This window comes from Gordonia sp. NPDC062954 (genome assembly GCF_044543825.1).
GTDB classification, from domain to species: domain Bacteria; phylum Actinomycetota; class Actinomycetes; order Mycobacteriales; family Mycobacteriaceae; genus Gordonia; species Gordonia tangerina.
Genome location: NZ_JBITWL010000040.1, coordinates 13997 through 27076 on the forward strand (window position 1 = coordinate 13997; position 13080 = coordinate 27076).

The 13080-nt window shown below is 65.2% G+C and carries 17 protein-coding genes; 12 read left to right on the forward strand and 5 right to left on the reverse strand.

Annotation, left to right across the window (positions count from 1 at the left end; genetic code table 11):
* Nucleotides 1-22 precede the first annotated feature (22 nt).
* Together ACIGKQ_RS23900 and ACIGKQ_RS23905 are read right to left on the reverse strand one after the other, a co-directional pair.
* The gene (locus tag ACIGKQ_RS23900; protein WP_235726223.1) at nucleotides 23-1495 is read right to left on the reverse strand and encodes a multicopper oxidase family protein; all 1473 of its coding nucleotides are present in this window, start codon (nucleotides 1493-1495) and stop codon (nucleotides 23-25) included.
* Complete coding sequence (locus ACIGKQ_RS23905; protein WP_235726224.1) at nucleotides 1492-1767, reverse strand: SHOCT domain-containing protein; 276 nt, start codon at nucleotides 1765-1767, stop codon at nucleotides 1492-1494. Before ACIGKQ_RS23905 ends, ACIGKQ_RS23900 begins: the two co-directional genes overlap by 4 nt.
* A gap of 165 nt (nucleotides 1768-1932) precedes the next feature.
* Between ACIGKQ_RS23905 and ACIGKQ_RS23910 the strand changes: the two genes are divergently transcribed.
* Entirely contained in the window at nucleotides 1933-2394 is a 462-nt protein-coding gene (locus ACIGKQ_RS23910; protein ID WP_235726225.1) for a nitroreductase/quinone reductase family protein, read from the forward strand.
* 22 nt (nucleotides 2395-2416) lie between these two features.
* On the opposite strand, the gene ACIGKQ_RS23915 is transcribed toward ACIGKQ_RS23910, so the two are convergent.
* The gene (locus ACIGKQ_RS23915) at nucleotides 2417-3670 is read right to left on the reverse strand and encodes a wax ester/triacylglycerol synthase domain-containing protein (RefSeq protein ID WP_235726226.1); all 1254 of its coding nucleotides are present in this window, start codon (nucleotides 3668-3670) and stop codon (nucleotides 2417-2419) included.
* A 243-nt stretch (nucleotides 3671-3913) separates the two neighbouring features.
* On the opposite strand from ACIGKQ_RS23915, the gene ACIGKQ_RS23920 reads away from it, so the two are divergent.
* The 4 genes from ACIGKQ_RS23920 to ACIGKQ_RS23935 all read left to right on the forward strand — a co-directional run bounded on the left by ACIGKQ_RS23920 (nucleotide 3914) and on the right by ACIGKQ_RS23935 (nucleotide 5584).
* Nucleotides 3914-4528: a hypothetical protein gene (locus ACIGKQ_RS23920; RefSeq protein WP_235726227.1), complete on the forward strand. Its 615-nt coding sequence runs from the start codon at nucleotides 3914-3916 to the stop codon at nucleotides 4526-4528.
* A gap of 128 nt (nucleotides 4529-4656) precedes the next feature.
* Nucleotides 4657-4893 carry a FitA-like ribbon-helix-helix domain-containing protein gene (locus tag ACIGKQ_RS23925; RefSeq protein ID WP_235726228.1) on the forward strand — a complete coding sequence of 79 codons (237 nt, stop codon included), beginning with the start codon at nucleotides 4657-4659 and terminating at the stop codon, nucleotides 4891-4893.
* The gene (locus tag ACIGKQ_RS23930; RefSeq protein WP_235726229.1) at nucleotides 4890-5288 is read left to right on the forward strand and encodes a type II toxin-antitoxin system VapC family toxin; all 399 of its coding nucleotides are present in this window, start codon (nucleotides 4890-4892) and stop codon (nucleotides 5286-5288) included. The genes ACIGKQ_RS23925 and ACIGKQ_RS23930 overlap by 4 nt, the downstream gene beginning before the upstream one ends.
* Before the next feature lie 80 nt (nucleotides 5289-5368).
* Nucleotides 5369-5584 carry a type II toxin-antitoxin system PemK/MazF family toxin gene (locus tag ACIGKQ_RS23935; protein ID WP_235726230.1) on the forward strand — a complete coding sequence of 72 codons (216 nt, stop codon included), beginning with the start codon at nucleotides 5369-5371 and terminating at the stop codon, nucleotides 5582-5584.
* Nucleotides 5585-5741: 157 nt separating this feature from the next.
* Here the strand turns inward: ACIGKQ_RS23935 and ACIGKQ_RS23940 are convergent, their stop codons facing one another.
* Together ACIGKQ_RS23940 and ACIGKQ_RS23945 are read right to left on the reverse strand one after the other, a co-directional pair.
* A complete protein-coding gene (locus ACIGKQ_RS23940) occupies nucleotides 5742-6146 on the reverse strand; it encodes a type II toxin-antitoxin system VapC family toxin (RefSeq protein WP_308191734.1) in 405 nt (134 codons plus the stop codon).
* Between the two features lie 16 nt (nucleotides 6147-6162).
* The gene (locus ACIGKQ_RS23945) at nucleotides 6163-6429 is read right to left on the reverse strand and encodes a type II toxin-antitoxin system prevent-host-death family antitoxin (protein WP_235726232.1); all 267 of its coding nucleotides are present in this window, start codon (nucleotides 6427-6429) and stop codon (nucleotides 6163-6165) included.
* A 352-nt stretch (nucleotides 6430-6781) separates the two neighbouring features.
* On the opposite strand from ACIGKQ_RS23945, the gene ACIGKQ_RS23950 reads away from it, so the two are divergent.
* From ACIGKQ_RS23950 to ACIGKQ_RS23980, 7 genes are all read left to right on the forward strand, one after another.
* Nucleotides 6782-6910 (forward strand): hypothetical protein, encoded by a 129-nt coding sequence (locus ACIGKQ_RS23950; protein WP_268900619.1) that lies wholly within the window; start codon nucleotides 6782-6784, stop codon nucleotides 6908-6910.
* Nucleotides 6907-7293, forward strand: a complete 387-nt coding sequence (locus tag ACIGKQ_RS23955) for a PIN domain-containing protein (protein WP_235726233.1) — start codon at nucleotides 6907-6909, stop codon at nucleotides 7291-7293. The genes ACIGKQ_RS23950 and ACIGKQ_RS23955 overlap by 4 nt, the downstream gene beginning before the upstream one ends.
* Before the next feature lie 698 nt (nucleotides 7294-7991).
* Nucleotides 7992-9518, forward strand: a complete 1527-nt coding sequence (gene istA / locus ACIGKQ_RS23960; protein WP_308191738.1) for an IS21 family transposase — start codon at nucleotides 7992-7994, stop codon at nucleotides 9516-9518.
* On the forward strand, nucleotides 9515-10285 hold the full coding sequence (locus tag ACIGKQ_RS23965) for an ATP-binding protein (protein ID WP_272492748.1): 771 nt from the start codon (nucleotides 9515-9517) through the stop codon (nucleotides 10283-10285). The genes istA and ACIGKQ_RS23965 overlap by 4 nt, the downstream gene beginning before the upstream one ends.
* Nucleotides 10286-10353: 68 nt before the next feature.
* On the forward strand, nucleotides 10354-11544 hold the full coding sequence (locus ACIGKQ_RS23970; RefSeq protein ID WP_396575096.1) for a tyrosine-type recombinase/integrase: 1191 nt from the start codon (nucleotides 10354-10356) through the stop codon (nucleotides 11542-11544).
* Nucleotides 11541-11870 carry a helix-turn-helix transcriptional regulator gene (locus ACIGKQ_RS23975; protein WP_235726347.1) on the forward strand — a complete coding sequence of 110 codons (330 nt, stop codon included), beginning with the start codon at nucleotides 11541-11543 and terminating at the stop codon, nucleotides 11868-11870. Before ACIGKQ_RS23970 ends, ACIGKQ_RS23975 begins: the two co-directional genes overlap by 4 nt.
* 287 nt (nucleotides 11871-12157) lie before the next feature.
* Nucleotides 12158-12988, forward strand: a complete 831-nt coding sequence (locus ACIGKQ_RS23980) for a site-specific integrase (protein ID WP_396575097.1) — start codon at nucleotides 12158-12160, stop codon at nucleotides 12986-12988.
* Nucleotides 12989-13080: the final 92 nt, after the last annotated feature.

The following is a 13080-nucleotide window of genomic DNA, read 5'->3' on the forward strand; positions in this document are numbered from 1 at the left end:
AGCGGGTGCGTCGGACCGGGTCTCACCGGGCCTGAACCACGCCCATCATCCCCAGGTCTTCGTGATCGAGGATGTGGCAGTGGTACACCGTGTTGCCCGGAAAGCGGTCGAAGGCGATCCGTACGGTGACCGACTGCCGGGCCGGAACGTCGATGACGTCGCGGAACTCCACGCCAGAAATGTCCGCACCAGCCGCACGAATCAGCTGCATCGGCCAGATATGCAGATGGAAAGGATGATTCATGGGGGATTGGTTGACGATCGTCCATTCTTCGACGGTGCCGATGCGCACGGACTGGTCGATGCGATCAGGGTCGAACGCCTGCCCGTCGATGACGAACCGCATCCCCATGCCGCCACCTCCCATGCCCCCGCCACCGCCGGCCAAGCCGCCCATGCTCATCGTCAGGGTGCGGGTGGCAACGGTTGCGCGGCTGCGGAGGTCGGGCAGGGGAGTGGGCGCCACCTCGGCGACGACGGGTGCCGGCGCCTGGGCATCCGGTACCACCGACAACACCGTGGCCTCGGGAGCGGTTGTGGACTGGCCGCCCATCATGCCCATTCCCATCTGGCCGCGGTCGAAGGCGGCGGCGATCAGGTCGGCCGACGACGATCCGACGGTGACGACGACATCGGCGCGATTACCGGGGGCGAGAAGTAGGCGATCGGTGGCCGCCGGTGACGGCAGCCGAGTCGAGTCCCGACCGCGTACCTGGGCGTCGAAACCGCCGAGCTGAAGGTCTAGGTATCGGCTGGAGCATGCGTTGATCAGCAGGAGTCGTTCGCTGCTGCCGGCGGGTGCGCGGAGTACCGGGCCGATCCGACCGTTCGTCAGCAGGGACTCGCCGGTACGACCAGCCATCCGGTCCATTTGCGAGACGTCGGCGACCCGGCCATCGGTGATGGTCGTGTCGGAGACGATCACGACACGCGGCGCAGCGGTGGCCCAGTCCTCGGTGTCGACGATGATCGCGCCGTACAGACCGCCGAACAACTGAGCTGCCACCGTGCCGTGGTGATGCGGGTGATACCAGCAGACACCACTAGGATGGTCGTCGGGCAGGTCGATCTCGTAGTCGAAGGTGCCGCCGGGACCGATCCGCAGAAACGGGTTGTCGCTGTTGCCGGTTGCCGACACCGACAGCCCGTGGGTGTGCAGATTCGTGGGGCGGTCGAGTGAGTTGCGTAGGTGCACTCGCAGGCGATCACCCGGCCGAAGGTGGAGCGTAGGTCCGGGTACCGACCCGTTGTAGGTCAGCATTCGCACCGTGGCCCCACCGACGGTCACGTCGGTCTCGGCGACGTCGAGGTCCATCTCGAGGACACCGTTCTCGGAGGTGAGTACCGGTGGCTCGATCCATGCCTCGCCCGGGTCGCCCACTGTCGTGTCGTCCGAGGATTGCGTGACGACGAGGCCGGTGGCTCCCGCGGCGATCGCGCCGATCCCGAGTGCGCCCAGCGTGAGAGCTTTGCGGCGAGTGATCGGTTCGCTCATCGGTCCCGGATGACGCGCAGGCGGGCGTTGAACTCGTCGGTGTCGATCTCACCGCGGGCATAGCGCTCCTCGAGGATCTTCTCCGCGGATTTCTCGGAGTTCGCGCCGGTCGGTGGAACCTCGGCCGGACCGGTGGTGTGGTCGGTCGGCGGCCGGTTGTCGCGCCGTAGGAGTCGGAACGCGAGATACACGAGTACGCCGAAACCGGCGAGAATCAGGATCATCCAGATCCACCCCATTCCGAAACCCATTCCGCCTGAACTTCCCATCATTGCCCGGCTTCCTTTCGTTCTCGATGTGTACCGCAGGTGTGCGGACCCACCCTGCATACCCAAGGGGGTATATGTCAACCGTACGCGTCGAAGGTATATCGCCGCGTGCACCAGCAGTGACCAACGCCTCTGGTCCGGTGTCGGTGAGCGGACTGTGATGGAGTCATGTCACTTCATGTGTGGTCCGAGAAGCGCGCAACGCGGTTCGAACACGCGCTCGACACGAGGTCGGTGGGCTTCGGGGTGTGGCTGTACCGGCGTACCGGCGGCCGGATCACCTCGTTGTGGCGCCGACGCGCCATCGTGTTGACCACCACCGGCCGCCGGTCGGGCCGTGCCCGCACTGTGCTGGTTCAGGTCTTCGAGGACGGAACCGAGTTGTTCGTCGTCGCGGCGAACAGTGGGTTGGGGAGTCCGCCGGGCTGGTACCACAATCTGTGTGCCGATCCGGCCCTCGTCGGCGAATTGTACGGCCGCCGACTGCGTTTGCGCGCCGAGCTGCTCTCGGCGGACGACGCCGAACAGCGGTGGCGCTGGATACTGACGCTCGCACCCGATTACGACCGCTACGAGCGTCGGCTCGGGCGGGTGCCGCCGATCTTCCGGCTGGTGGCAGCCGACGGTTGAGCTCGGCCCGGACGCCGATCGGTCATCGGGCAAGCCTTGCGATGGCATCGAGTTCGTCGGTGAGCGACGCATGCAGGATGTCCGCTGGTATGGCGGCTGCGGTGTGGACGGCGAAGGACAATGTGCCCGCATACGAGGCCGCGACGATGCTGATGCGGACGTTGCCGCCGAGTGTTCCGACGGCGTGCATGTCGACAAGCGGTGCGCCGTCGAAGCACAAGGGGCTCGCCGGGCCATGGACGTTGCTGGTGACCAGACCGACTTTCCGTTGGTGGCGGCTGTAGCGGACGAACTGACGCATCATCCATCTGCTCTGGACCGGCGGGAACTCGCCCGCCAGTCGAGCGTCGGCGATGGCCGTCACCGCGCCGGGGTGGATGGCGCGAATTCGCTCTGCTGGGTCGTCGATGCTCAGGGGAAGGGGCACCATGGCGGACCCGATCGCGTTGCCCTGGCCGGCCCGCGCCGCGAGTGCCACCGGAACCGAGACGGTGACAGACGACGGCGGGTTTTCACCGAGTGCATGCAGGGTGGTCGACAGCGCGCCGGCGACCGCGGCCAGCACGCCGTCGTTGACCGAGCCGTGCGCAGCCTGCGTGCCGGCGTGAAATGCGGCCAGATCGATACCGGCGAAACGGATCGCGCGCGGACCATCGGTGTCGCCGAGCAATGCGCTGCGACCGGGCACGCGTGACCCGGAGATCACGCGCCAGAGTTGCCCCAGACGTTGCCGAGCGTCGGTGTCTTCGGCGCCCGGCGTCGGACGCACACCCGCGCGGGCGGTTTCGATGACGGGGCCATCGGTGTCGGCAAGTGCGGCGAGCATCAGTGCTGCGGCCAGCCCGTCGGCCACCGCGTGATGGATACGGATGAGAATGCCGGCACATCCGATCTCGAGGTGCGGCACCAGCAGTATCTCCCAGAGCGGATGTGCGCGGTCGAGCCGAATCGACATACGGTCCGCGCACAGGTCTTCGAGGTTCGATGCGTCGACTGCGCGGATGTGCTGGGCGGGGTCGAGAGTCGCGTCCCGCCAACGCCACACCCGCCCCGCGGTGTCGGCGACCTGCCGCAGCTGCGGCACGCGCAGTGCTCGGTGAATGAAGATGTCGCGGGCGCGGTCGAGATCGATGCTGCCGTCTGACTGAACGAATCCGCCCGGACCCAATCGACCGGCCAGCGCGAAGGCGTTGACGCGGTCCGCGGAGTCGAACACCAGATTCGCGATGTCGGCCGGTGCGATCATCGCGTCGAGCGGTGAACGAGGCTCACTCACATCTCGATTGTCCCCGACCGGGGTGATCGCCACGGCAGGAATGCGTCGTCGGTCCTTGAGGTACGGAGGTGATCGGTACGAGACGTGTGCAGCAGTCTCCGGCAGCTTCTGAGCGAGGACCCGTCTGTTGTTGGGACGCAATCGGTACACCTGCGGGTCGTCGCGCACACCAATACAGTCGAACAGGATGCCCGGTCTGCGTGCGTGCCGGATCGGTTTCATGTCAGCGCTCGAGAGGAATGCATGAGGCAGTTCGTTTATCGCCGGACCACATTCGTCGCCGGACTTTGTGCGGTCACGCTGATCGCCGCTGCGTGCGGTGGCGACGATACGACGGACGATGCGGTGTCACCGGCCTCGTCGGCCGCGGTCGTGGAGTCGGCTGCCCAGGCTGAGCCCACCGATGTGACGATGATGGGGGACCAGGACATCGAGGTGACACTGACCGGCCCGATCGCAATCAAGTACGCGTCGGCGACAGACGCTCAGAAGGAGGCGCTCGGAATGCCGCTGACCGGTGATCACAACGCGGGCACGCGCGAGAGTGGCGTCGTGTTTCAACAGTTCCACGGCGGCGTGATCATCGCGAAGAACGACAGCCCAGGGACTCCGGCGTACGTCGTCACGTCGGGCGGGATCCGGGACGCGTGGAACACCGAGCGTGCCCCGGATGGCACTCCGTCCCTCACCGGGAAGAACGGTTCGCCTGGACCTCTCGGTGTTCCCGTCACCGATCTGACCGCTGACGGTGACGTACAAGAGGTGACTTTTGAGCACGGCAAGGTCACCGAGAACACCGCGACCGGAGAGGTCACCGTGACCGTCAACGGAAAGGTCGTGCCGGCGGGCCTGAGGTAGACCGCCGCGCGAGTGAGCCCTGTTCGCCGGTCGTTGCCCGCCAGGAACTGCTCGTCTTCCGGACGGACTCCGAGGCGCGGATTGTGCAGCTAGCTGCATATTGCAAGCGATGCAGCTATTATAGCTGCATGGGTGTGGTCATCACCGTTCGCGACGTGCCAGACGCGGTACGAGATGAACTCGCAGCGCGGGCTGCGCGGGCCGGCAAATCGTTGCAGGAATACTTGCGCGGCATGCTGATCGAGTCTGCGTCACGTCCGCCGGTCGATGATGTCATTGCGCGGGCGCGGGCGCGGGTCGGCGCAACCGGCGTGCGGGTGGACGCCGCCGCGATCCTCGACGCGCGAGATGCGGACCGACGGTGACCATCGACGCCGTGTGTGACGCCTCGGCCCTCGTGGCGCTGTTGCTCGACGACGGTCCGGACGGTCGCTGGGCGGTCGAGCAGTTGTCCGGCACACGCTTGCTCGCACCGCAGCTGGTGATGTTTGAAGCGAGCAACATCATTCGGAGACAAGAAGCGGCCGGATTCGTCAGCGCCGACCAGGCGGTGCAGGCCCACGGGGATCTGCTCGACCTCTCGATAGAGCAGTGGCCGTACGAACTTCTCGGTTCGCGGGTGTGGGAATTGCGCAGCAATCTGTCCGGGTGCGACGCCAGCTATGTCGCCGTCGCCGAACTGGCAGGTGCCCCGCTCGTCACTCTTGACCGGCGCATTGGCAGGGCGACGGGTCTGCGGTGTGAGGTGAAGATTCCCTGACGTCGACGGATTCGTCAGGACCGGCTCATCGAGTTCGGCGCGACGCGCACGTTCGTAGGACGGCCGGGCGTCATCGCCACTTGCCGAGCCGGCTCATCGAGGCGCCGTTGCTGCGGATTCGTATCCCAGGCGAACGTGACGCGATCTCAGGTCTCGAACGGGACACCGACGTGATGGTCGACAAGCTCACCGCCGTGCGGCGGACGAATGTGCTGACGCGCGTTGGCCGGCTGACGTCCGAACAGCTCGTGGAAGTCGAACGCTCGCTGATGGCGTTTCTGGGACTCGCGCGATGACGCGATCCGAAGTGGCAGCTCAATGTCGGCGGAAGGGGGTCCGACTTAATCCCGGTGCACCGCAACGCAATAGACAGCGGTTAACGGTAACCCTGCATATTCGGTTGCTGCATGTTCGCTGGACCGTGTCGAATAGAGACTCGAGCTGAGGCCAGTTTCAGGGGCGACTCACGGGTATGACGCGAACGATGCCGTCCAAGCCTTCGAAGTCGTTGGGGTTGGTGGTGTAGAGGGGGAGCCCGGCTGCGGTCGACACAGATGCGATCATGAGGTCCGCTACTCGTCTCCGTGGCGTTCTTCCACGAGCTTGGACCGCGGCGCTGATGCGGCCGAATGCGCGAGCAGCGTCGGCGCCGAACGGTATGGGGTCGAACTCGTTCTCGACGCGCTGGAGAACATCGGCGCGGCGTGCGCGTTCGTCGGAGGCCTGTGGGTCGTCGCCAATTACCAGGTGTATGCCGGCGGAGAGCTCAGCCAAGGTGATCGCACTGATTGCCATCTCGTCCGGCAGTTTGGCAGGGTCGATTGCGTGGCGAAGAATCAAGATGTTGGTGTCGAGCAACCCCCGCCGTACTTCGTCAGGCATACGGGTCGCTCAACGTTCCGTCGTATACGCGGTCCTGATCAGATCGGAACTTCTCTACATCAATCAATGGAGCCGACACCGAGCCGCGGGCGAACTCTGTGCGGGAAACAAAGCTGCGTCGTCGACGTAGGGGGACGAGTTCCGCTATCCCACGGCCGTCGCGGGTAACCGTAAAGGAATCGCCGGACTCCACCGCGTCCATGATCTCTTTGGAACGCATGCGGAGGTCGCGTTGGCTTACTTCGCGCGGCGCACTCATGTGCTACAGGATAGCACGGTATGGCACGGGGTAGAGGCTCGCCGATGGCGTTTCTGGTCCGCGATTGATGCGATGCGCGACGTGGCAGCGCAACGCCGGGAGTGGTGGTGGTCCGGAACTTGAATCCCTCTGTACTGCATATTCGATTCCTGCCTATTCCCAGCCGTAGCCGATCAGCTCGGTGTACCACTTGCCCGCAGGGTGGTACACTTGCGGCATGCCGACGACACGCCCCCGATATCAGGTAACAGAGACACCGACGGTTGCTCTCGCCTTAGACAGGGCAGCGAAACGATGGCCCGGAGAGCCCCGATCACGCCTGCTCGTGCGACTTGTCGAGGCGGGGGGCGAAATGCTCGCGAATGACGAGTCCGCCGACAACCACGCCCATCGATCTGCGGTGCTGGCCAGCGCAGGGCGTTACGCCGAGGCATTCGGTCCGGACTATCTCACCGAGCTGAGAGCGGACTGGCCGGCGTGATTGCAGTGGACGCGAGTGTGCTCATCGCTCATTTGAATCCAGCCGATCCGCATCATCGAGCGGCCACCGAAGTTCTCCTGGCCGGCACGCCCGGGGAGATGCTGGTGCACATGATCACAATGGCGGAAGTACTGGTCAGCGGCGTCCGGATAGGACAGGGTGCGACGATGCGCGATGACATCCATGCCGCCGGAATCACGGTCGCGCCTCACGATAAAGGGGAACCACTACGACTAGCCGAACTGCGTGCCAGCAGTGGGCTGAAGTTGCGCGACTGCTGCGTTCTTGACGTCGCGGTACGACACCACGCAAACCTCGCCACCTTCGACCACGCACTGGCCGCGGAAGCTACAAAACGCGGCATACCTGCTGCCAATGCGTGATGCGAAAACCGTTGGGTAGCAACCCAATATGCAGAACATCTGGTAACCCGCCGGCATCCGCACCTACATCGCCGACGAGCTCGACGAGGCCCAGGCGTACGCCGATCAGACCGGGGGGCAGGTCGACCGGCTCCCATAGTCACTAAACAGCGTCTCCGCTGCGCTGCGCTGCCGCCCTCCCCGAGGTCGGTTGCCACATGAGCGGAGTCGTGACGTTTGAGCGAGGGGGGTGGGGCTCAGAAAGCCGCGCATGCGTGTCCCCTGAGCCCTGTCGAGTCGTACCAGACCCATAGGGTGTTCCATCATGTTGACGGCGTGGGCAGACGAGAGCGGGTCGCGACCGGACATGGACCCCGGCGCGTACCTGATGTCCGCAGCACTCTGCGACGAAGACGACGTCGCCACTCTCCGCGCCCCTGACGGGGTTCGTCGTCGTGCACGTCGATAAGGAATCCTCGGATCGCCGACACCGACGCAATGTCAGCGGACATGAAAAACTGCCCATGGGCGGTCACGAAAGTGCCCGCTGACGGCCAATAAGGACTGCCCACTGGCGGTCAGGAAACTGCCCGTTGGCGGACACGATTTTGCCTGCACCTGTCTCATCCGACGGCGCGTCTGCGCTGTGCGGGCCTCTCCCGTTGGTTTCGATGGCGATGCCTAGTCGTATCGAACTCACGCACGGGAGAAGACCCTTCTTGAAGTCTGACGGAGAACTCATGGACATACTCAATGCCTACGACCTGACGGGGTCGTATCGGGCTGCTGCGCAGTTGTGCGGGTGCAGCCATCACACGGTCAAGCGGGCGGTGGACGATCGTGCTGCTGGGCTGGCGCCGGCGGTGCGTCGCGCCCGGTTGATCGACGATTTCCTGCCGCATATCGAGGGGTGGGTGCAGGACACGAACGGAAAGATCCGCGCCGACAAGGCGCACGAAAAGCTTGTCACTCTGGGCTATAGCGGCACTGAACGTACCACACGTCGTGCGGTGGCAGAAGTGAAAGCTTCATGGCGACTGGGTAATACGCGGGTACACCGTCCGTGGATCACCGAACCCGGGTTGTGGCTGCAGTACGACTTCGGTGACGGGCCGGTTGTTGATGGCCGCAAGGTCGTGTTGTTGGTGGCGTGGCTGGCGTGGTGCCGCTACCGGGTGGTCATCGCGCTGCGAGACCGCACCGCGCCGAGTGTGTTCGCCGGCCTGGACCGGGCGTTCCGCATCATCGGTGGCGCACCGACCTATGTGTTGACCGACAACGAGAAGACCGTCACCACCGGCCATATCGCCGGGGTCCCGGTCCGCAACCGCGACGCGGTGTCGTTCAGCCGCTACTACGGCACCACCGTGCTCACCTGCGAGCCGGCGGACCCGGCGACCAAGGGCGGGGTGGAAAACGCGGTCAAGCTGGCCAAGGCCGATATCGTGCCGACCGACACCAATCTGCTCGAGGCCTACGACTCGTTCGCGCAGGTCGTGGCGGCGTGTGAGCAGTTCATGGTCGAGGTCAACGACCGCGAGCACCGCACCACCGGTCGGCGGCCGGTGGAGATGCTCGCCGCCGAACGGATGCGGTTGCATCCGATTCCGCAGCTGCCGCATACCGCCGGGTTGGGGGTGACCCGTCAGGTTCCCAAGAACACGCCGATAATCGCCTTCGAACATTGCCAATACTCTGTTCCGGCAACACTGTTGGGTCAATCGGTGTGGGTGCGTCATCATCCGACCACCGACGAGGTGATCGTGTGTGCTCTCGATGCCGGCGGCCCGGTCGAGGTCGCCCGGCATGCCCGCGCCACTCGCGGGACCCCCGCGATCGACGACGCACATTTCCCCGGACATCAGCCGAAAACACCAGGCGACTATCGGATTCGGGCCCGCACCGCCGAAGAACAGGCATTCCTGGCGATCGGCGAGGGCGCCGGGTTGTGGCTGAAAGAAGCCGCCTCCGTCGGTACCGAACGGATGCGGGAGAAGATGCGCCACGCCGTCTCCCTGGCCGCGCTGCACGGGGCGGCAGATGTGGACTGGGCACTGGGCAATGCCGCGGTGCATGGCCGCTTCGCCACCGGTGACCTCGACTCGGTCCTCGCCGCCAAAGGGCTCGACCAGACGCGGCATCACGCCTCAGAAACCACGTCCCTGGCCCAGGGAACGAAGGGATGGAACATGTTGGGCACCAACACTATCGATGAGAATGAGGCCACCGAGGAGGAAACACGATGACCGCCGCCACAACCGCACCCCACACCGTGCTGCCCCCAGAGGTCGAGGCATTGATGCGGCAACTGCGGCTCCCGCACGCCCGCGCCATCGCCGGCGATGTGCTCGCCACCGCCCGCTCTCAGCGCTGGGACCCCGCCGAAGTCGTCAAAGCATTGCTCGCCGAGGAATCGGCCGGCCGGGCCCGCTCCATGCTCGCCTCACGGCGCAAATCGGCGAACTTCCCCACCGGCAAAACCTTCGACGTGTGGGACGAGACCGCCTCATCGATCCCGGTACCCACCCAGCACGCCCTGCAAACCCTCGAATGGGTCCAGCGACGGGAGAACCTCGTCGTCTGCGGGCCCGCCGGCACCGGCAAAACATTCTTCCTCGAAGCGCTCGGGCAGAAAGTGATCGAAGCCGGCATGCCCGTAGCCTGGTTCAGCCTCGAACAACTCGGCACCCTCGTGCGCGCCCACCGCGCCGACGACACCCTGGGCAAAGCCATCGCCAAGATCGTGCGCGCCGAACTCGTCGTCATCGACGACGTCGGCCTGCTCCCCGTCGGGACCGATGCTGCCGAGGGCCTCTACCGAGTCGTCGAAGCCGCCTACGAACGTAAATCCGTCGCGGTGTCCTCCAACCTGCACCCGTCGGGTTTCGACGAGCTGATGCCCAAAACCCTGGCCACCGCAACAGTGGACAACCGGAGCAGAGACGGGTTCCTGACGCCCGCATCGACTCGCTTCATCGCATTTCAGCAGCACAGAGACTACGTAGCAGTCTGAGTGGATGTCTGCTGGATTTGGCGAGTCGTTCCCGAAATTCAGGAGTTATCGTTGTAATCTTCGTGATCATGGCGGATTCCGGGACACGGATGCTTTCACTCGCCGAGACCGCGGCGAGTGAGAACGACGATGCACCTGTGCCGCCGCTGCTGGAGTCGGGACTGGCCGATGTGCTCACGCTGGAGCGGCGCAACGCTGCGGCGATGTCGAGTGGCGACGAGCAGAGCTTCTTTCTCGACACGGTCGCGGAGTACCAGTGGGCGAGGGATGCGGCGGGTTTGGCGCCTGCCACATTGGATGGATTGACCAAGCCGGTCATCGAGGTCTGCCGGCACTACGAGTTGGTGCCGTGGCGGCTGACTTCCCGCCAGGTCGACAAGTATTTCGCCGGAGTCGGGAAGCGGGCGCAAGCGACGGTACGCCGCAAGATGACTCTGATCGATCACTACTTCGCGTTCTTGGAACAGCGCTACGCCGGGGAGATCGCGCGCCGCTACGGTGCTGCGGTCGAGTCACCGATCGACGTGTTCAACCGTCCGCGCCACCGCGGCGACTTCGGTCTTCGCATACCCCCGTCGCAACGCGCCGTGCGCGAGTTCTTCGGCCGTTGGCGGGAATCGTTGGTGGAGGCTCGTAAGCCGATGATCGCTCGGCGTGACTACGTGATGGGCAAGATCACGTACCTGTCGGGAGTCCGCGCTGCCGAGTTGTGCGGAGTGCGGATCGGCGACCTGCATTGGGAATCCGGGCAGTGGGGACGGTTCTTGGTGCACGGCAAGGGTGCTCGCGGATCCGGGCCGCGTCACCGCGAGGCTTATTTGTTCGAGGAAGGCCGCGCGCTGCTGTGGTGGTACATCGAAGAAGTCCGGGCCGAGTTCTGCGATGACCCCGACAACCCGGACGCACCGCTATTCCCGTCTGAACGGATTCCGCAGGCCGTGGTGGCATTGAACGTCACGACACCGGCAATTGCGGTGACGCCGTCGACGTTTCGGCGCGCCCTCAAAGACGCCGGGCACCGGTTCCTCGCCGGGCCGGTGACCGAATTGCATCCACATCTGTTGCGGCATGCCTGCGCCACCCATAACTACGAACGTGGAATGTCGTTGTGGGAGGTGCAGAAACTGCTGGGACACGACCGCCCGACCACCACGGTGTCGTATCTGGCCACCGTCCACGCCGACCCGGAAACGGCCAGCCTGGCCGCGGCCGGACGTGCGGTGCAGCGCCTGGTCATGGACAAGGGGAACCTGCGATGAAATGGAACCTGCGGTGGGCAGCCGCCAAACGCGACATCTGGCGGCCGAGTGACCTGCTCGCCGCCTTCACCGAGGTTGGCTTCACACCCTCGCTGAGTAAAGTCGCCGCACTGTGGAGTGGTAAACCGACCACCGTGCGCCTGGATGACCTGGACAAGATCTGCGCCGCGCTGAACTGCACGGTTGCCGATCTGCTGGAGGCCGAGCCGCTGGCCGCCGACGGTGAACTCGAGCACGATGCGCGTCGCGTCGCCGGTGGCGACGACGAGCCCGTGCGGCCGACGCCGCGGCGCGGCAGGGCCCGCGGCTCGCTACCACCGAACTGAGTGGACCGGTGGCCTCGCCTCGGAAGAACTGGCCGATCGGGCAATGCCCAATCTGCTTGGGCTGGGGCGAGAAACGGCAATATACGACCTGCGGGGCCTGCGCGAAATGGCGACGAGCCTTCCCTCGGCAACAGCGCTGCCGGCGGTGCGGCCACGACAACCATGTCAACAACGACGGACTCTGCCGCGGCTGCCTGCAAATCCTACGCACCGACGACCCGGACTGGCTGTGTGAGCCCGCACCGCACCGGTCCCTACAGCTGGCGCTGATCGTGCCGGGACTGCGGGTGCCCAAGGCGGCTCCGCTCACGCTGCACGCGAAGCGCGCCAACCCCAACCCCGCCACGACCGCCGTTGACGGTAGGCCGGACGTACAGCACCAGCGTGGGCTCACGCCCCGCGAGCCGAAACCGAAAGTGTCACTGCACCTTGTTGATCCCGCGCAGCCGGAGTTGTTTCACGTGCGCCGGGACTGGCAACGATTCGCAGCCGGGACATCGGCGCCGCTGCCCGCGCTCACGCCCGGCGCCGAAGCATTGCTCGAACTGTTTCATCAACATGCCCGCGAGCACGGATGGCATGCGTCTCCACGCAACAGCGCCGCCCGCTCGTTGCGAATCGTGCTGGGCTGGCTCGGTGCCGATGCCCCCATTCGAGAGGAGGACATCCGCGCCCTCACCGAGAACCGCCGCAACGCGGGTATCCGCAGAGTTCTGCAATTCCTCGGCGCTCACAACATGCTCGTCACCGATCCGGAACACCACGGTGAAGCCGCCCAACGCGCCGTTGAGGCGCGCATCACCTCCCTTCCCACGAGCATTTCCAACGAAATACGTTGCTGGGTAAAGGTTATGCGCGGACAGGGACGCCTACCGCATCCCCAGTTTCCCTATGCCACCATTCGTTCGTACCTGAACTGCCTGCGGCCGGTACTGATGACCTGGACTCAACAGGTGAGTAGCCTGCGTGAGATCACCCCCGACGACATCCAGGCCGCACTCGACGATCGACCGCCGGTGACCGCACGCAATCTGCTCTCGGCACTGCACAGTCTCTTCCGAGCACTCAAGCAGGAACGCGTGATCTTCCGCGATCCGACCCGAGGCATCTCACTGTGACGAGGCTCAAGAAACTTCCCCAGGTGTGCTCGCTGAAATTCCCCACCTGTGGGCGGCTCCTACTGTAGCGTCCGTCGGGTTGGCGCGGTGGC